Source organism: Altererythrobacter sp. C41 (assembly GCF_016803135.1).
In the GTDB taxonomy this organism is placed as follows: domain Bacteria; phylum Pseudomonadota; class Alphaproteobacteria; order Sphingomonadales; family Sphingomonadaceae; genus Pelagerythrobacter.
In genome coordinates this window covers 453,256-469,283 of record NZ_JAEVFE010000001.1, presented here as the reverse complement: position 1 = coordinate 469,283, position 16,028 = coordinate 453,256, and the positions used below count along the sequence as shown (strand labels likewise).

Here is a 16,028-nt window from a genome sequence, read left to right as displayed (position 1 = left end):
GGGTTTGGGGGTGGTGGCAACGCCGCGCAACGGCCTCACCCCCAGCGGCCGGTTTCCATCCAGATCAGGAAGCGCCTGAGCGGCAGCAGCCAGGCGAGGCCCAGCGCTAGGTAGATCGGGGTCTGCGCCCAGGCCGGCCAGCCACCGATGAGATCGGGAACGTAGCGCGCGATCAGCAGGCCGTAGACCGCGAGGCCCACGAGCAGCCCCAGGATACCTACCGGAAGGCGCCAGCTCGGTTCCTCGCGCATCAGAACGGTCCGTAGAGGCGGGTGGGCGTGACGACGGCGTCGAGCGGCATGTCGTGCGGTTCGACCGGCAGTTCGCCGACGCGCTGGCTGTCCCACGCGAGCCCGATCCGCAGCGTGTCGGGATGCGCGTCGAGCCAGCGGTCGTAATGCCCGCCGCCCTGACCCAGACGGTCGCCGCGATCGGTGAAGCCGAGCAGCGGCACGAACAGCACCTGCGGCTCGATCGTTTCGGCATCCGCCCCGGGCTGGCGAATCGCAAACGGGCCCTCGACCAGATCGCTCTCTCCGAACGGATCGCTATGCCGGGCGAATTCCATCGGCGCCTCCCGGGTGGCGAAGCGGGGAAGGGCGACCGCGTGCCCGCGCTCGGCGAAGAAGCGCGCATATGATGCAGCCGGCGCCTCATGCGGGTGCGCGACGTAGAGGCCGATCACCGCGCCTTCGGGAATGCGTTCGAGCAGCGGCGCGGGCGGACGGTGAAATACGAGCGCGCGAATCTGTTCGGGCAAGGCCGCGACATGCTCGCGGCGCGCGGCGCGCAGCGCCTTCCTCAGTTCGGCCTTGGTCATAGCCTCGCGTATATCGGGGAAATCGAGTGGCGGAACCACCATGGGTCGTTTTCCGGCGAAATCCTCTGACGCCTAAACGTCAGGTGGGCGCCGTATGCCCGGGCCCCCTGGACGAACCAGTAGACCAAGGCAGGGACAGCTCCCGTTGGATTGCTTATAGCCTCAGGGATATTCTAGCGGCTCGTGCCGGGCAGTCCCGCCGCTTCCTATCTAGGATGCCGCCGCCTTGCTCTCAAGCTTCTCGGCGCATTTCTCGAGCAAGTCGGCGAATCGTTCGAGAGCGGGGGCGAGATCCGGATCGCGGAACAGGTCGGCGGCAGGGGACGTTGCCGAGCCGGCAGCCTTCAATTCATTGAGCTCCCGACGCAGCGTTTCGACCTCGGTGCGGGCGGCGGCGGCGTCCACTTCGGCGTCCTGATGCGCGGCGCGGAGGCGCTCGATCTCATCCTCGCGCTCGGCAATCGCCTGGCGCACTTCCCCCGCTTCGGGTGCGGTGCGGCGCTGTTCGTCGAGCTCGTCTGCGAGAAGGAGCGCGGCGAAGAGCAGATTCTGCGCATCGCGCGCCGTGAGATTGCTGCCGAGCTGCTGCAGCTTGGCGTCGATGGTTTCGCCCAAGCGCGTGATGTGCGCCTCCTCACCGGGAGCGCAGCCGACCGTGTATTCGCGGCCGCCGACGATGAGCCTGACCTCGCTCATCGCTCCAGTCTCTCGATCAGCGCGTCCAGTTCCTTGAGAGCGCCGGAGGTCGCTTCGCGCAGCCGCTCGTGCTCGACCACCAGACCGGAGACCGAGGGCGGGGCCGGTTGATAGTCGTCCGCCGCCTTGGCGATCCGGCCGAGTGCAGCCTCGATGCGCTGCACGGCGCGTTCGATACGCTCGCCATCCATGAGTCCAAACTATCGCAAATGTGTGACCGCGCAAAGCCTTGCCGTCACCTGTTGATAACTTGCGCGGGTTCGGCGGCCGGGGACGTGCCGCTGCGCCCTGTTGACCTGCGCCTGCGCGTCCGCAAAGGCTTCGCGCGCCCGAATCGACCGGGCACGCGCATTACCCCACGTCCTCCAGGAGCCTGCCCCGCATGACCCTCGATCCTACCCGCCTGGCGCCGATGGCCAATGCCATCCGGGCGCTGTCGATGGATGCGGTGCAGGCGGCGAATTCGGGACATCCCGGCATGCCGATGGGCATGGCCGACGTCGCAGCGGTCCTGTGGTCGAAGTATCTGAAGTTCGACCCGTCCACGCCGGACTGGGCCGATCGCGACCGTTTCGTGCTCAGCGCCGGGCACGGTTCGATGCTGATCTACTCGTTGCTCCATCTGTCGGGCTACGCGCATCCGACGATGGAGGAGATCAGGAATTTCCGCCAGCTCGGCAGCCCCTGCGCTGGCCACCCGGAGAACTTCCTGCTCGACGGCGTGGAATGCACGACAGGGCCGCTGGGCCAGGGGCTCGCGATGGCGGTCGGCATGGCGATCGCCGAGCGGCACCTGAACGCCGAATTCGGTGACGATCTGGTCGACCACCGCACCTGGGTGGTCGCCGGCGACGGCTGTCTGATGGAAGGCATCAACCACGAGGCGATCGGGATCGCCGGGCACTTGAAGCTCGGCCGCATGATCGTGCTGTGGGACGACAACCAGATCACCATCGACGGCTCGACCGACCTCTCGACGAGCGAGGACATCCGTGCGCGCTACGACGCGACCGGGTGGCACACGGTTGCCTGCGACGGGCACGATCCGGCCGATATCCAGCGCGCGATCGACGAGGCGCTTGCGGACGAGCGCCCCTCGCTGGTCGCTTGCCGCACCGTGATCGGCAAGGGTGCGCCCAACAAGCAGGGCACTTCCGCGACCCACGGCGCGCCGCTCGGCGCGGACGAGATCGCCGCGGCGCGCGAGGAGCTGGGCTGGACTTCAGAACCGTTCGAGGTTCCCGAAGCGATTCTCGCCGACTGGCGGGCGACCGGCGAGCGCGGCGCAAAGGCGCGTGGCGAATGGCATGCCCGGCTCGCAGGATCGGATCGCAAGGGCGAATTCGAACGGCGCATGGCCGGCGATCTGCCTGCGGGCGAGGATGCCGCCCAGGCCTTCGCCGACTGGCTCGGGAAGGACCAGAAGGTCGCCACCCGCAAGGCGTCGGAACTGGCGCTCGAGGTGCTGACGCCCCTGCTGCCCGAGATGATCGGCGGCTCGGCCGACCTTACCGGCTCCAACAACACCAAGACCAAGGCGATGGAGCCGCTCACCGTCGACAACTACGGCGGGCGCTACGTCTATTACGGCATCCGCGAATTCGGCATGGCCGCGGCGATGAACGGCATGGCGCTGCACGGCGGCGTGATCCCCTACGGCGGCACGTTCCTGATCTTCAGCGACTACTGCCGCAACGCGGTGCGCCTTTCTGCTTTGCAACAGACGCGGGCTATCTACGTCTTCACCCACGATTCGATCGGGCTGGGCGAGGACGGGCCGACGCACCAGCCGATCGAGCAGGTGATGAGCCTGCGGCTGATCCCCAATCTCAACGTGTTCCGCCCGGCCGACATTATCGAAACCGCCGAGTGCTGGAACCTCGCGCTGCAGACCAAGGGCACGCCCTCGGTCCTGGCGCTGAGCCGGCAGAACCTGCCGCAGCTCCGCCATGAGGGCGAGATGCTGAGCGCCAAGGGCGCCTACCGCCTCCGTGCGGCCCAGGCGGATCGCAAGGTCGTGCTGATCGCGACCGGCTCCGAGGTGCAGGTCGCCTGCGACGTCGCCGATGCGCTTGAAAGCCAGGGCATCGGTGCCGATGTGGTCTCCATGCCGTGCATGGAACTGTTCGAGGTGCAGGACGAGGCCTACCGGCGCGACCTGCTTCCGGCGGACGCCCTCAAGGTCTCGATCGAGGCCGGCTCGACCCTCGGGTGGGAGCGGTACACGGGCACGGACGGGCTGCAGATCGGCCTCGACCGCTTCGGCGCTTCCGCCCCGGCAGAGGAATTGTTCGCGAAATTCGGCTTCACCGCTGAAGCCATCGTTCCCAAAATCCAGGCCAAACTCGGCCTTTAGCAGGAGCTCTTCATATGGCGACCAAGGTTGCGATCAACGGTTTCGGACGTATCGGGCGGCTCGTGGCGCGCGCCATTCTGGAGCGCGATGACCATGATCTCGAACTCGTCTCGATCAACGATCTCGCCGACACGAAGTCCAACGCGCTGCTGTTCGGTTTCGACAGCACGCACGGCCGCTTCCCCGGCAAGGTCGAGACCGACGGCAACGACCTGGTCGTCAACGGCAAGCGCATCCACGTCACCGCCGAGCGCGAGCCGGGCAAGCTGCCGCACAAGGCGAACGGCATCGACATCGTGCTCGAATGCACCGGCTTCTTCCAGTCGGACGAAGCGAGCCGGCCGCATCTCGACGCAGGTGCCAAGCGCGTCCTGATCTCCGCCCCGGCGACGGGCGTGTCCAAGACCATCGTGTTCGGGGTCAACCAGGACACGCTGACCGCGGACGACGTGATCGTCTCCAACGCGAGCTGCACCACCAACTGCCTCGCGCCGGTCGCCAAGGTGCTGCACGAGGCCGTCGGCATCGAGCGCGGCTTCATGACCACGATCCACAGCTACACCAACGACCAGCGCATGCTCGACCAGATCCACAACGATCTGCGCCGCGCCCGCGCCGGCGCGCAGAACATGATCCCGACCACCACCGGCGCCGCGCGCGCGGTCGGGCTTGTCCTCCCTGAGCTCAAGGGCAAGCTCGACGGTTCCTCGGTCCGCGTGCCGACGCCGAACGTCAGCCTGATCGACCTCGTCTTCACGCCCGGCCGCGACACCAGCGCGGAGGAGCTCAACGCCGCGCTCAAGGCCGCGTCGGAAGGCGCGATGAAGGGCGTGCTCGACTACGCCGACCAGCCGCTCGTCTCGAGCGACTTCAACCACTATCCGGCAAGCTCGACTGTCGACAGCCTCGAGACCGCCGTGCTCGAAGGCAAGCTCGCCCGCGTGGTGAGCTGGTACGACAACGAGTGGGGCTTCTCCAACCGCATGATCGACACCGCCGGGGTGATGGCGGGGCTGCTTTGACGGCTTCCCCCCTTCCGCGTGCGGGAGGGGGGCGAGACTTGCGGGCGCGAAGCGGTCGCTAGTTGCAGCGGGATGGGTCCTTTGGCGGGCCCACGCCCACCCCGATCCCTCCCGTCCGCGGGAGGGCGGCAGGAGATGCAAATGCCCAAGTTCAAGACCCTCGACGATCTCGGCGACGTAACCGGCAAAGTCGCGCTCGTGCGCGTTGACCTCAACCTGCCGATGAAGGGCGGCTCGGCGACCGACGTCACCCGCGTCGAGGCGAGCATGCCGACGATCCTCGAACTGGCGGACGCGGGCGCCAAGGTGCTGCTGCTGGCTCACTTCGGCCGGCCCAAGGGCCAGCGTCATTCGACGATGAGCACGAGCTACGTCCAGGGCGACGTGTCGCGCGTGCTCGGGCGCGAGATCATGTTCATTTCCGAGGTAGCGGGTCCGGTGGTCGAACAGTCGATCTCGATCCTGCGCAACGGCGACATCGGCCTGCTCGACAACGTCCGCTTCTGGCCGGGCGAGGAAGCGAACGATCCCGAGTTCGCGAAGGGCATCGCCGCGAACGCAGACTTCTACGTCAACGACGCCTTTTCCGCCGCGCACCGCGCGCATGCCAGCACCGAGGGGCTGGCGCACCTGCTGCCCGCCTATGCCGGACGCGCGATGGAGAAGGAGCTGACCGCGCTCGACAAGGCGCTCGGCAATCCCGAGCCGCCCGTTGCGGCGGTGGTCGGCGGCGCGAAGGTCTCGACCAAGCTCGCCGTGCTCGAAAACCTCGTCGGGCGCGTGCAGCACCTGATCATTGGCGGCGGCATGGCCAACACGTTCCTCGCCGCGCGCGGGGTCGATGTCGGCAAGTCGCTGTGCGAGCACGACCTGACCGCGACCGCCAACGCTATCATGGACAAGGCCGACCACGCGGGCTGCACCGTGCATCTGCCCTATGACGTCGTGGTGGCGAAGGAATTCGCCGCCAATCCGCCGAGCCTGCGCACCTGCAACGTGCACGAGGTCGCCGCCGACGAGATGATTCTCGACATCGGCCCCCAGGCGACCGAGGCATTGGCCGACGTGCTCAAGACCTGCCGCACGCTGGTGTGGAATGGCCCCCTCGGCGCGTTCGAGACGGAACCGTTCGACACCGCCACCGTCGCGCTGGCCCGCACCGCGGCGGCGCTGACGCAGGACGGCTCGCTCACCTCCGTGGCCGGCGGCGGCGATACCGTCGCGGCGCTCAATCATGCTGGCGTGGCGAAGGATTTCACCTACGTTTCAACCGCCGGCGGCGCTTTCCTCGAATGGATGGAAGGCAAGGAACTGCCGGGCGTCGCGGCGCTCTCGGCATGAGCGAGGCATCGGCGGTCAGCGAGGGAAGCGGGCTCACCCTGATCACCGAAGGTGAATGGGCCGGGTGGTCCCGATGGATCGACGATCCGTTCGAGGAGCGCGCAGGCCCGTTTTACGACAAGGAGCTGGAGGACGGCTCGTTCGTCTCCGCCTTCCGCGCTGAACAGCGGCACATGAACGGCGCCGGCTTCATGCACGGCGGATGTCTGATGACGTTCGCCGATTCGGCAATCTTCACCATCGCCCGCAAGGCGATGGGCGACAGCCGCGGCGTCACGCTCCACCTGACGGGCGATTTCCTCGATCCCGCACGCGTGGGCCAATTGATCGAGGCACGCGGAGAAGTCGTGCGCGCAGGCGGCAAGACCGTGTTCGTACAGGGCATTGTCACCGCCGATGGCCAGCCCGTGTTGCGCTTCGACGGGATCATCCGCAAGGTTTCCGGCACGCGCACCTGAACCCGGTTGCGGGCGCGGCGGGTGCTGGCTAAGGGCTCGCGCGCATACGAATGCATAAGCCAAGGGGTAGACGATGAATCAGCAGGAAATGACCGATCGCATCGCAACGGGCCAGGGCTTCATCGCCGCGCTCGACCAGTCGGGAGGTTCCACCCCGAAGGCGCTGCGCGGTTACGGCATCGAGGAAGGCGCTTGGAACGGCGACGACGAGATGTTCGCGCTGATCCACGAGATGCGCAGCCGCATCATCGAGAGCCCCTGCTTCGGCAATGGCAAGGTTCTCGGCGCGATCCTGTTCGAAAAGACCATGGACGGCACGAGCGGTGGCAAGCCCGTGCCCGATCGCCTGAAGGAGCGCGGCATCGTTCCCTTCCTCAAGGTCGACAAGGGGCTGGAGGACGAGGCGAACGGCGTCCAGTTCATGAAGCCGATGCCCGATCTGGAAAGCCTGCTCGCCCGTGCGCGGGACAAGGGCGTGTTCGGCACCAAGATGCGCTCGGTCATCAAGGCGAACGACACTGCCGGTATCAAGGCGGTCGTCCATCAGCAGTTCGCCGAGGGTGCGCGCATCCTGGCGATGGGCCTGATGCCGATCCTGGAGCCGGAATACGACATCAAGTCGCCCGATCGCGCGGAAGGCGAGAAGGTCCTGCTCGAAGCGATCATGGAAGGGCTCGACGCGCTTCCCGAAGGGCAGCAGGTCATGCTCAAGCTGTCGATCCCGGCCGAGGCGGGCCTCTATCGTCCTGCGATCGAACACCCGGCCGTGCTGCGCGTGGTCGCGCTCTCGGGCGGCTACAGCACCGAGGAAGCCTGCGCCGAGCTGTCGAAGAACCCGGGCATGATTGCGAGCTTCAGCCGCGGCCTGCTGCAGGACCTGCGCGCCGGCCAGAGCGACGAGGAATTCGACGCGACGCTAGGAGCGGCGATCGACCGCATCCACGCGGCTTCGATCATGTAAGATCCTCCCCGTTTTCGCCGAAGGCGCAAATGGGGAGGGGGACCGCGAGACGCAAAGCGGCTCGTGGTGGAGGGGTATTGCGCAACAATGCCCCTCCGTCAGACGCCTTTGGCGTCTGCCACCTCCCCATTTGGCTTCGCAAAATGGGGAGGATCGGCGTTACCGCGCCTCGTACACAAACCGGTACTCCTCCGGCCGGGTCTCCCGATCGGCCTTCTTCTCGGGAATGCCCGAGACCAGCGCGATCACGCGGCCGTGGGTGCCGTACGTCTCGCCCAGCGTGATGTCGGTCGTGTCGCGCCAGCCGGCGCCGTCGACCTGCGTCTTCACGATCAGCCGTCCGGCCCAGACGCAGCGGGCGTTCTCGGGGCAGCGGCTGTCTTCCACGACGCCTTTGGGCGTCACCACGAGGTCGCCGACCTGAACCGGCTGACCGATCGGCACTGCGTAGCCCGCGGGCATGGGCGTCCGCTCCACGTTCGGCGCGTCGGGGACCACCATGCAGGCGGCGAGCGAGAGCGGGGCAAGGCTGACCAAGGCGAGGGCGCGGTTCATGGGCGCAATAAACGCGCAAGGCCGCTTTCCGGGCCCTGAACGTGTGACGAGCGCGTGACGAATCCCCTCGGCCGCACTACCTACCGCGCAATGACCGATACGCCTCACACCACCCACCTCTACCTCATCTCGCCTCAGGACGTCGGCGGCAGCTTCCCGGACCGTCTGGAGCGCGCGCTCGATGCGGGGGAGGTCGCTGCGTTCCAGTTCCGGGTGAAGGGCCTCGACCAGCACGACGAAGCCCAGCTCGCCGCCCCGCTGCAGGAAATCTGCGCGGCGCGCGACTGCGCCTTCATCGTCAACGATTCGATCGCGCTGGCCAAGCGTCTCGGAGCGGACGGCGTCCACCTCGGGCAGTCCGACGGCTCGCCGCAGGAAGCGCGCGAGGCGCTTGGGCGGGAGGCGCAGATCGGCGTCACCTGTCATGCTTCGAAGCATCTGGCGCTGGAAGCGGGCGAGGCGGGGGCGGACTACGTCGCCTTCGGCAGCTTCTTCCCGAGCGAAACCAAGGCGAGCGAGCATCGGCCCGATCTCGAACTGCTCGCCTGGTGGCAGGCGGTGGTCGAGATTCCCTGCGTCGCGATCGGCGGGATCACGCCGGAGAATTGCGGCCCTCTGGTGACCGCCGGCGCGGACTTCCTCGCGGTGAGCCACGCGGTGTGGGGCGGCGACGAGGCCGAGGCGGTCCGCGCCTTCCACCGTGCGATCACGGCTGCGGCGCCGGAGGGCTGACGCCGCCGTTTCCTTCACTTTTCCGGCATTTGCGCAGCAGGCGAGGAAATATCCCCGACATCGCGCGTTCTTCAGGCGAGGGGCGGGTCGCGTCCCGGCAATCGGGAGAATTCCATGCGCCATGCATTCGCCGCCGCTTCGCTGCTTGCCCTGTCCGCCTGCGGATTGAACGGCACCGACGGCGAGGGGGCTGACACCGAAGCGACTGCTGCTCCCGCCGCACCGGCAGACGATAACCTCGCTGATTCGATGGCCTCGCGCGATCCCGCACAGGGCGAGCGCGTCGTGCCCGAGATCCCGGACAGCGAGGAGCGCCCTCTGATGCAGGCGCAAGTGGTGCTCGACCGACAGGGTTTCGGGCCCGGGGTGGTCGACGGCGCCATGGGCATGAGCATGCGCAACGCGCTCAGCGGCTTTCAGGAAGCGAACGGGCTGGAGGCGACCGGCGAACTGGACGAACCGACGCGGCAGGCGCTCGCGCAGTGGCGCAATATTCCCGCGACGCGGGTGGTGCGTATCCCGGAAACCTGGGGGAAGCTCGCCTTTGCGCCCGTTCCCGAGGACCCGGCCGAGCAGGCGGAGATGGAGCGGCTCGGCTACGAATCGCTGGCGGAGAAGCTCGCCGAGCGGTTCCATACGACCCCGGAAGTGCTCGCGGCGCTCAACCCGGGCGGCAAGCCTGCGGGTGCAGCGGGAACCGGTGGCACTTCGGCCGCCAGCGAGACGCCGCCGGCCGCCGGCAACACGCCTCCCTCGCAGGCGGCGTTCAGGGCAGGCCAGCTCATCCGCGTCCCCAATGTCGGCGCGGACCGGATCGTGCCGGGCGCGATCGACGATCCCGACTGGCAGCGCACGCTGCAGATGCTGGGCGTCGGCAGCGAGCAGCCGGAGGTGGCGCGGATCGTCGTTAGCAAGTCGAAGGGCACGCTGCGGGCCTACGATGGCGACGACAAGCTGGTGGCGCTGTTCACCGTCACCTCGGGCTCGGAGCACGACCCGCTCCCGCTCGGCGAGTGGGGCGTGAACGGCGTCGCCTTCAACCCGCCCTTCGCCTACGATCCCTCGCTGTTCTGGGACGTGCCCGATCACGAGGAGGAGCAGCAGATTCCGCCCGGGCCGAACAGCCCGGTCGGCGTCGTCTGGATCGATATCACCAAGGAGCACTACGGCATCCACGGCACGCCCGAGCCGCAGATGATCGGCCGCACGCAGAGCCACGGCTGCGTGCGCCTGACCAACTGGGACGCGGCCCGGCTCGCGGAAATGGTGACGGGAAGCACAAAAGTGCTATTCGAGGCCTGATGGCGCTGAACTTCGTAGACAGGATGCTGACGGTCGTGGTCACGGCCACGCTCACCTCGGCGGTATGGATCGTGGCGGGGGGCAGCCTGATCGAGCTGGCCGACGGCGAAAACCAGCGCGACACCACCCGCCCGGCCGACGCTGCGCCGAGCCCGTCTCCCACGCCGGGCGAAGACGGCACGGCGCGGCCGGCCACAGCCCTCGACGCCGCGGCCGCGGGCGCCCCCAACGCGATCGAGCTGCGCGAGCTCGTCATCCCCGTGCTCAACGTGCGCGCGCAGGACCTCACCGACACCTTCACCGACGAGCGCGGGAATGCGCAGCGCCTGCACGAGGCGATCGACATCATGGCGCCCCGCGGCACGACGGTGATCGCCGCGACGCCGGGACGGATCGAGAAGCTGTTCCGCTCGAAAGCCGGCGGCAACACGATCTACGTCCGCTCCAACGACGGGCAGACGATCTACTACTACGCCCATCTCGACGAATATGCGGAGGGACTGCGCGAAGGGCAGCGCATCCGGCGCGGGCAGCGCCTCGGTTCCGTCGGCAGCAGCGGCAACGCGCCCGAAGACGCGCCGCACCTCCATTTCGCGATCCTGCGCACCACGGCCGATGCCGACTGGTGGGAGCCGGCGAACGCGGTCAATCCCTATCCGCTGCTGACGGCGAAGGCGCCCTAGCGCGACGGTCCGCGAACGCAGCGCACGCGGCGGGGCACGCCCTCGCTGTCGGTCCGCTGCAGCGTCGTCGTGCCCGTGCGGACGAAGCGCTCGCCCTTGAGCGGGCCGCGGGTGAAGACCAGCCGGTCGTCGGTCAGCAGGTAGGTGCCGGATCCGGTTTCGGTCCGGTAGGTGGAGGCGGTGTCGATGGTGAACTCGCCGCCCGGAATCACATTCCACGGCGCGCCCATGGCGTCGCCCGGCGTCGAGCAGGCGTAGGTCCCGTGGGGCAGCGTCCCCAGCTTGCCGCCCGGCGCGGCCTGCGCGGCGAGAGCGAGCGAGGCGAGGCCCGCGGCGGCGAGAAGAGCGATCGTGCGTCCCATCATGACGCGCCCGCTCCTAACAGCGCCGCCCGCCATACGCCAGCGACCTTGCCCGCGCCCCGCCGCTCCGCTAAGGCGCGGCGCGCGATTGCGGGCGGGATTTCTCTCGCCCTTCCAACGAAGGCTCCTTGAACCATGAAAATCAGCGGCGTGGACATCCGTCCCGGCAACATCCTCGAATACGAAGGCGGCATCTGGAAGGTCGCCAAGATCCAGCACACCCAGCCCGGCAAGGGCGGGGCCTACATGCAGGTCGAGATGAAGAACCTGCAGGACGGCCGCAAGACCAACGTCCGCTTCCGCAGCGCCGACACGGTCGAGCGCGTGCGCCTCGACACCAAGGATTTCCAGTACCTCTACGAGGATGGGGAGATGCTGGTGTTCATGGATCAGGACACGTACGATCAGATCAACCTGCCGTCCGACCTGCTCGGCGATGCCAAGGCGTTTCTGCAGGACGGGATGCAGGTCACGCTCGAACTGTGGGACGAGAAGCCGATCTCGGTTGCGCTGCCCGAACAGGTCGAGGCGACGATCGTCGAGGCCGACGCGGTGGTGAAGGGGCAGACCGCCTCCTCCAGCTACAAGCCCGCCGTGCTCGACAACGGCGTGCGCGTGATGGTGCCGCCGCACATCGAAAGCGGCACCCGCATCGTGGTCGACGTCTACGAGCGGACTTACGTGGGCAAGGCCGGATGAGATGAGCGAGGGCGGCGATCCGAAGCTGGCCGGAATCGACCTTTCCACCAGCTATGTCCTGGGCGTGATCTACGACGACGAGTCGCTCACGCTCGAGATGGATTTCCGCCTCCTCGAAACGCATCCCCGATACCAGCCGCCCGGCGACGGGTCGGACGGCTGCTACGGCAAGGGCTTCATCCGCTTCGCCGACCTCGACGACCTGCGCCTGCGCAAGGCCCGGCCTGAAGAGGGGCGCGACGTGAACTACAGCGACATCTACTCGGCCACGATCGACGGCGACTACGCCAATATCTCGAGCGGCTGGGGTGAAATCGAACTGACCGCGCGATCGATCCGCATCGCGCTCGACTGACGAGTACGGACACACAATGGCTCTTCCAGGACTGATCCGCGTGATGGAACGCGCCGCGCGCAAGGCGGGCGGCCGCCTGCGGCGCGACTTCGGCGAGATCGAACACCTGCAGGTGAGCCGCAAGGGTCCCTCGGATTTCGTCTCCAAGGCCGATCGCATCGCCGAGCGCACGATCTACGACGAGCTGCTCCACGCGCGTCCCGACTGGGGCTTCGTGATGGAGGAAGCGGGCACGATCGAGGGCGATCCGACCAAGCCGCGCTGGATCGTCGATCCGCTCGACGGCACCAGCAACTTCCTCCACGGCATTCCGCACTTCGCGGTCTCGATCGCGGTGCAGGAACCCAAGCTCGACGGCTCGGGCTGGGGCGAAGTGACCGCGGGCGTCGTTTACCAGCCGATCACCGACGAGACCTACTGGGCGGAAAAGACCCGCGGCGCCTGGTTGCACGACGGCCGCCTGCGCGTGTCTTCGCGCTCGCGCCTGTCCGACGCGCTGATCGGCACCGGCATTCCTTATGGCGGCCACGGCGATTTCGCCGAATGGGGCCGGATCTTCGCCGCGATCGGCCCGCAGGTCGCCGGCATCCGCCGCTTCGGGGCCGCCTCGCTCGACCTCGCCTGGCTCGCCGCGGGGCGCTTCGACGGGTTCTGGGAAAGCGATCTCGCCGACTGGGACACCGCCGCCGGCTGCCTGCTGGTGCGCGAGGCCGGCGGCTTCGTCAGCGACTACCGCGGCCGCTCGCAGCCGATCCACGCGAAGCAGGTCCTCGCCGCCAACGACAGCCTGCATTCGAAGTTGCACAAGCTGCTGGCCGGGGCGGTGAAAGCGTAAATCCTCTCCGTTTTGCCGAAGGTCAAACGAGGAGGGGGGCCGCGAGACGCCCCTCGGCTGGCTGGCAAGCCAGCCGCTCGGGATAAACTGCCCTTCGGGCAGCGTCTCATGGTGGAGGGGGCCTGCGCACCGATGCCGCTCCGACCGACGCCTGCGGCGTCGCCCACCTCCCCATTTGGCTTCGCAAAATGGGGAGGATCGAGATCAAGTGCATTCTTGCCGCGGCGATACCGCTCCGCTATCCGCCGCGCTCCCGCACCAGTGCCCCTGTGGCGGAATTGGTAGACGCGTTCGACTCAAAATCGAATTTCCACGGAAGTGCCGGTTCGAGTCCGGCCAGGGGCACCATGCAGCCGGAAAAAAAGGGCCAACCTCCGGCGCTCCCGCACACTTCGAATAATAAGCCGCAGCCGCAACGGAACTACCGCTGCGAGCTATCGTTGTGCCGAAACGGAGCGGACTCGATCCGTGCATCGGAGTGAGAAAAATGAAGAAGCTTCTGACAATGCTGGCTTTGGGCGGCACGGTTATGTTCCTGCCGGCCTGCAACACCGTTGAAGGGGCTGGTGAAGACGTAGAATCCGTCGGGGATTGCGCCGATGGGGTGGAAGGAAACTGCTAGCGTCCGGAGAACTTCTGATGAGACGTCCAGAGGCCTGATGAGGCGGGCGCCGCTTTCATTTTGCTCCTTTGGCGTCTCGTCAGTCCGACGTCTGTAGTCGCGTCGCTTCCCGGCCTCGGTGCAGGCCTGCGATACCCTGCCGTAAGCTCGCTGATCGCCTCGACGCGGTGCGGGCCTTCGCCTCCTGAGCATCCAGAATTTCCCGCAACTGCAAGGGCATATTTGAAGGGCTTCCCTTTCCGTCCGGCGGAATTGGCTTGATCTTGGCGGGCGGCTCTGGGAATTGCCCACTAGATGTTTCCCGGCGTGCCCTCCTTCCACGCGATCGCCGCCATGGTGGTCACGATCGCGATGTTCGTGGCGTTCGCGCGCGGGCGGATGTCGACAGAGATCGTTTCGCTGCTGACGATCGCGGTGATCGCGGTGGGGCTCTACTTCTTCCCGCTCGAAGGCACCGGGCCGACCGACGGCATCCAGCTCGCCTTCTCGGGCTTCGGGCACTATGCGCTGATCACGATCTGCGCGTTGATGATCATGGGCCGCGGCCTGGTGACGACGGGGGCGCTGGAGCCGGCGGCGCGGTTCCTTGAGCGGGTGTTCAAGCTGAACGTCCAACTCGGCCTGCTGGTCTCGCTGATCATCGCCTTCGGGCTCTCGATGGGCGTCAACGATACGCCTGTGGTGGTGCTGCTGCTGCCGATCTTCGTCAGCCTCGCCGCACGCGGGGTGATCCCGGCGTCCAAGACGCTGATCCCGATCAACGCCGCCGTGCTCATCGGCGGCATGGCGACGACGATCGGCACCTCGACCAATATCCTCGTCGTCTCGATCGCGGGCGATCTCGGCATGCCGCCCATGGGCGTGTTCCACTACACGCCGATCGTGCTCACGGCGTCGCTGTTCGCGCTGCCCTATCTCTGGCTGATCGCGCCACGCCTGCTGAGGGACAACACGGTCGCGGAAACGCACGCCGCGCGCCGGTTCCGCACCCGGCTGCGGGTGGGGGAGGAGAGCGCGCTGAGCGGGCAGGTGCTCGCAACGATCCTGCCCCGGCTTCCGGCCGATCTGGAGTTCCACGAGCCGCCGCAAGGGCCCATCCAGCCGCAGCAGCAACTCACCATTTCCGGCACGCATGAAGCGCTCGAGGAAGCCATGCGCACGCTCAAGGGCGAGGTCGCGCCGGCCTGGGTGCTCGACCGAATCAAGCGCAGCTCGAACGCCTCGGGCGAGGACATCGCCGTCGTCGAGATGACGGTGACGGCCGATTCGCGCCTGATCAACCGCACGCTGTCGACCTCGGGCATTGCCGATCTCTACGGCGTCGCCGTGCTCGGCGTGCACCGGCCCGAGCGGCTAATCGGCGAGCGGCACCGCGACGGCGAAGGGGCTGACTTGCGGATCGCCGAAGGCGACGTGCTCCTCGTCATGGGGATTTCCGCCGATCTCGCCGATTTCGCCCGCGCCGACAGCCTGCTGATCCTCGAAGGCGTGCGCGAGCTCCCCCGCCGGTCCAAGGCGGTGCTGTCGGCCGGCATCATGGTCGGCTCGGTGGGTCTTGCGTCGATCGGGCTGCTGCCGATCGCGATCTCGGCGCTGGCCGGGGCGATCCTGATGTTCGTCACCGGGTGCGTGAAGTTCGACCGGGTCGGCCGCGCGCTCTCGGCGCAGGTCATCGTGCTGGTGGCCGCGAGCATCGCGATCGGGCGGATCATCCTCGAAAGCGGCGCGGCGGCCTGGCTGGGCGAGGTCCTCGCGTCGGGACTGCAGTTCCTTCCCCCCGCAGGCGTGCTCGCGGCGATCATGCTGTTCGTGACGCTGCTCACCAACTTCGCCTCGAATGCGACCGCGGCGACGGTCGGCACGCCGATCGCCTTCGCGGTCGCGCAGCAGCTCGGCATGCCGCCCGAGCCGCTGATCCTGGCCGTGCTGTTCGGCTGCAACCTCTGCTACGCGACGCCGATCGCCTACCAGACGAACATGCTGATCATGTCGGAAGGCGGCTACGAATTCCGCGACTACATCCGCACCGGGCTGCCGCTGGTGCTGCTGATGGTGACGACGCTCTCGATCCTGCTGGTGACGACCTACATGTAGGGGACAGGCGCCTCGCGCCGAGGGCGCGGGGCGGTCTTTCCTACACGCCCGCGATCTGCAATGATCCGTTCCGATGACGCGTGCGAGGGCGAGTGGGGTGGTCTGGGTCTTGAACGGACGGCCATGTTCCAAGGT

General features: G+C 67.5%; 19 protein-coding genes and 1 tRNA gene. 14 read left to right on the top strand and 6 right to left on the bottom strand.

The window, feature by feature from the left end:
* Nucleotides 1-35: 35 nt before the first annotated feature.
* The 4 genes from JNO53_RS02215 to JNO53_RS02195 form a co-directional block, all read right to left on the bottom strand.
* Nucleotides 36-251 (bottom strand): DUF2842 domain-containing protein, encoded by a 216-nt coding sequence (locus tag JNO53_RS02215; protein WP_203107172.1) that lies wholly within the window; start codon nt 249-251, stop codon nt 36-38.
* Entirely contained in the window at nt 251-820 is a 570-nt protein-coding gene (locus JNO53_RS02210; RefSeq protein ID WP_203107171.1) for a 5-formyltetrahydrofolate cyclo-ligase, read from the bottom strand. The genes JNO53_RS02215 and JNO53_RS02210 overlap by 1 nt, the downstream gene beginning before the upstream one ends.
* A 210-nt stretch (nt 821-1,030) precedes the next feature.
* Nucleotides 1,031-1,516 carry a cell division protein ZapA gene (zapA, locus tag JNO53_RS02200; RefSeq protein ID WP_203107170.1) on the bottom strand — a complete coding sequence of 162 codons (486 nt, stop codon included), beginning with the start codon at nt 1,514-1,516 and terminating at the stop codon, nt 1,031-1,033.
* Nucleotides 1,513-1,707 (bottom strand): hypothetical protein, encoded by a 195-nt coding sequence (locus JNO53_RS02195; RefSeq protein WP_203107169.1) that lies wholly within the window; start codon nt 1,705-1,707, stop codon nt 1,513-1,515. The genes zapA and JNO53_RS02195 overlap by 4 nt, the downstream gene beginning before the upstream one ends.
* 191 nt (nt 1,708-1,898) lie before the next feature.
* Here JNO53_RS02195 and tkt point away from each other — a divergent pair, with 191 nt between their 5' ends.
* The 5 genes from tkt to JNO53_RS02170 all read left to right on the top strand — a co-directional run bounded on the left by tkt (nt 1,899) and on the right by JNO53_RS02170 (nt 7,654).
* Nucleotides 1,899-3,872 carry a transketolase gene (tkt, locus tag JNO53_RS02190; RefSeq protein ID WP_203107168.1) on the top strand — a complete coding sequence of 658 codons (1,974 nt, stop codon included), beginning with the start codon at nt 1,899-1,901 and terminating at the stop codon, nt 3,870-3,872.
* Nucleotides 3,873-3,886: 14 nt separating this feature from the next.
* A complete protein-coding gene (gap, locus tag JNO53_RS02185) occupies nt 3,887-4,894 on the top strand; it encodes a type I glyceraldehyde-3-phosphate dehydrogenase (RefSeq protein WP_203107167.1) in 1,008 nt (335 codons plus the stop codon).
* Nucleotides 4,895-5,035: 141 nt separating this feature from the next.
* The gene (locus tag JNO53_RS02180; RefSeq protein WP_203107166.1) at nt 5,036-6,235 is read left to right on the top strand and encodes a phosphoglycerate kinase; all 1,200 of its coding nucleotides are present in this window, start codon (nt 5,036-5,038) and stop codon (nt 6,233-6,235) included.
* Nucleotides 6,232-6,693 carry a PaaI family thioesterase gene (locus JNO53_RS02175; RefSeq protein ID WP_203107165.1) on the top strand — a complete coding sequence of 154 codons (462 nt, stop codon included), beginning with the start codon at nt 6,232-6,234 and terminating at the stop codon, nt 6,691-6,693. The genes JNO53_RS02180 and JNO53_RS02175 overlap by 4 nt, the downstream gene beginning before the upstream one ends.
* Before the next feature lie 73 nt (nt 6,694-6,766).
* Nucleotides 6,767-7,654, top strand: coding sequence for a fructose bisphosphate aldolase (locus tag JNO53_RS02170; RefSeq protein WP_203107164.1), 888 nt, complete (start codon nt 6,767-6,769; stop codon nt 7,652-7,654).
* Nucleotides 7,655-7,813: 159 nt separating this feature from the next.
* Here JNO53_RS02170 and JNO53_RS02165 read toward each other — a convergent pair whose 3' ends face one another.
* Nucleotides 7,814-8,209 carry a hypothetical protein gene (locus JNO53_RS02165; RefSeq protein WP_203107163.1) on the bottom strand — a complete coding sequence of 132 codons (396 nt, stop codon included), beginning with the start codon at nt 8,207-8,209 and terminating at the stop codon, nt 7,814-7,816.
* 90 nt (nt 8,210-8,299) lie between these two features.
* On the opposite strand from JNO53_RS02165, the gene thiE reads away from it, so the two are divergent.
* From thiE to JNO53_RS02150, 3 genes are all read left to right on the top strand, one after another.
* Complete coding sequence (thiE, locus tag JNO53_RS02160) at nt 8,300-8,941, top strand: thiamine phosphate synthase (RefSeq protein ID WP_203107838.1); 642 nt, start codon at nt 8,300-8,302, stop codon at nt 8,939-8,941.
* Between the two features lie 114 nt (nt 8,942-9,055).
* Nucleotides 9,056-10,243 (top strand): L,D-transpeptidase family protein, encoded by a 1,188-nt coding sequence (locus tag JNO53_RS02155; RefSeq protein ID WP_203107162.1) that lies wholly within the window; start codon nt 9,056-9,058, stop codon nt 10,241-10,243.
* Complete coding sequence (locus JNO53_RS02150) at nt 10,243-10,926, top strand: M23 family metallopeptidase (RefSeq protein WP_203107161.1); 684 nt, start codon at nt 10,243-10,245, stop codon at nt 10,924-10,926. Before JNO53_RS02155 ends, JNO53_RS02150 begins: the two co-directional genes overlap by 1 nt.
* On the opposite strand, the gene JNO53_RS02145 is transcribed toward JNO53_RS02150, so the two are convergent.
* A complete protein-coding gene (locus JNO53_RS02145; RefSeq protein WP_203107160.1) occupies nt 10,923-11,291 on the bottom strand; it encodes an elongation factor P in 369 nt (122 codons plus the stop codon). The genes JNO53_RS02150 and JNO53_RS02145 overlap by 4 nt on opposite strands.
* 132 nt (nt 11,292-11,423) lie before the next feature.
* Here JNO53_RS02145 and efp point away from each other — a divergent pair, with 132 nt between their 5' ends.
* From efp to JNO53_RS02115, 6 genes are all read left to right on the top strand, one after another.
* Nucleotides 11,424-11,987, top strand: coding sequence for an elongation factor P (gene efp / locus JNO53_RS02140; protein WP_203107159.1), 564 nt, complete (start codon nt 11,424-11,426; stop codon nt 11,985-11,987).
* A 1-nt stretch (nt 11,988) separates the two neighbouring features.
* A complete protein-coding gene (locus tag JNO53_RS02135; RefSeq protein ID WP_203107158.1) occupies nt 11,989-12,342 on the top strand; it encodes a hypothetical protein in 354 nt (117 codons plus the stop codon).
* Between the two features lie 16 nt (nt 12,343-12,358).
* Entirely contained in the window at nt 12,359-13,177 is an 819-nt protein-coding gene (locus tag JNO53_RS02130; protein ID WP_203107157.1) for an inositol monophosphatase family protein, read from the top strand.
* A 263-nt stretch (nt 13,178-13,440) separates the two neighbouring features.
* A tRNA-Leu gene (locus JNO53_RS02125) sits at nt 13,441-13,525 on the top strand.
* A gap of 139 nt (nt 13,526-13,664) precedes the next feature.
* Nucleotides 13,665-13,799: an Entericidin EcnA/B family protein gene (locus JNO53_RS02120; RefSeq protein ID WP_203107156.1), complete on the top strand. Its 135-nt coding sequence runs from the start codon at nt 13,665-13,667 to the stop codon at nt 13,797-13,799.
* Between the two features lie 306 nt (nt 13,800-14,105).
* Nucleotides 14,106-15,893: an SLC13 family permease gene (locus JNO53_RS02115; RefSeq protein WP_338015275.1), complete on the top strand. Its 1,788-nt coding sequence runs from the start codon at nt 14,106-14,108 to the stop codon at nt 15,891-15,893.
* The last annotated feature ends 135 nt before the right edge of the window (nt 15,894-16,028 follow it).

What these genes read in the sequence shown, in the direction of transcription:
- JNO53_RS02150 (WP_203107161.1), top strand. Translation starts at nt 10,243, where the DNA reads ATGGCGCTGAACTTCGTAGACAGGATGCTGACGGTCGTGGTCACGGCC.
- thiE (WP_203107838.1), top strand. Translation starts at nt 8,300, where the DNA reads ATGACCGATACGCCTCACACCACCCACCTCTACCTCATCTCGCCTCAG.
- JNO53_RS02215 (WP_203107172.1), bottom strand. Translation starts at nt 251, where the DNA reads ATGCGCGAGGAACCGAGCTGGCGCCTTCCGGTAGGTATCCTGGGGCTG.
- JNO53_RS02130 (WP_203107157.1), top strand. Translation starts at nt 12,359, where the DNA reads ATGGCTCTTCCAGGACTGATCCGCGTGATGGAACGCGCCGCGCGCAAG.
- JNO53_RS02155 (WP_203107162.1), top strand. Translation starts at nt 9,056, where the DNA reads ATGCGCCATGCATTCGCCGCCGCTTCGCTGCTTGCCCTGTCCGCCTGC.
- JNO53_RS02145 (WP_203107160.1), bottom strand. Translation starts at nt 11,291, where the DNA reads ATGATGGGACGCACGATCGCTCTTCTCGCCGCCGCGGGCCTCGCCTCG.
- JNO53_RS02175 (WP_203107165.1), top strand. Translation starts at nt 6,232, where the DNA reads ATGAGCGAGGCATCGGCGGTCAGCGAGGGAAGCGGGCTCACCCTGATC.
- efp (WP_203107159.1), top strand. Translation starts at nt 11,424, where the DNA reads ATGAAAATCAGCGGCGTGGACATCCGTCCCGGCAACATCCTCGAATAC.
- gap (WP_203107167.1), top strand. Translation starts at nt 3,887, where the DNA reads ATGGCGACCAAGGTTGCGATCAACGGTTTCGGACGTATCGGGCGGCTC.
- JNO53_RS02135 (WP_203107158.1), top strand. Translation starts at nt 11,989, where the DNA reads ATGAGCGAGGGCGGCGATCCGAAGCTGGCCGGAATCGACCTTTCCACC.
- zapA (WP_203107170.1), bottom strand. Translation starts at nt 1,516, where the DNA reads ATGAGCGAGGTCAGGCTCATCGTCGGCGGCCGCGAATACACGGTCGGC.
- JNO53_RS02170 (WP_203107164.1), top strand. Translation starts at nt 6,767, where the DNA reads ATGAATCAGCAGGAAATGACCGATCGCATCGCAACGGGCCAGGGCTTC.
- JNO53_RS02195 (WP_203107169.1), bottom strand. Translation starts at nt 1,707, where the DNA reads ATGGATGGCGAGCGTATCGAACGCGCCGTGCAGCGCATCGAGGCTGCA.
- JNO53_RS02165 (WP_203107163.1), bottom strand. Translation starts at nt 8,209, where the DNA reads ATGAACCGCGCCCTCGCCTTGGTCAGCCTTGCCCCGCTCTCGCTCGCC.
- JNO53_RS02120 (WP_203107156.1), top strand. Translation starts at nt 13,665, where the DNA reads ATGAAGAAGCTTCTGACAATGCTGGCTTTGGGCGGCACGGTTATGTTC.
- tkt (WP_203107168.1), top strand. Translation starts at nt 1,899, where the DNA reads ATGACCCTCGATCCTACCCGCCTGGCGCCGATGGCCAATGCCATCCGG.
- JNO53_RS02210 (WP_203107171.1), bottom strand. Translation starts at nt 820, where the DNA reads ATGACCAAGGCCGAACTGAGGAAGGCGCTGCGCGCCGCGCGCCGCGAG.
- JNO53_RS02180 (WP_203107166.1), top strand. Translation starts at nt 5,036, where the DNA reads ATGCCCAAGTTCAAGACCCTCGACGATCTCGGCGACGTAACCGGCAAA.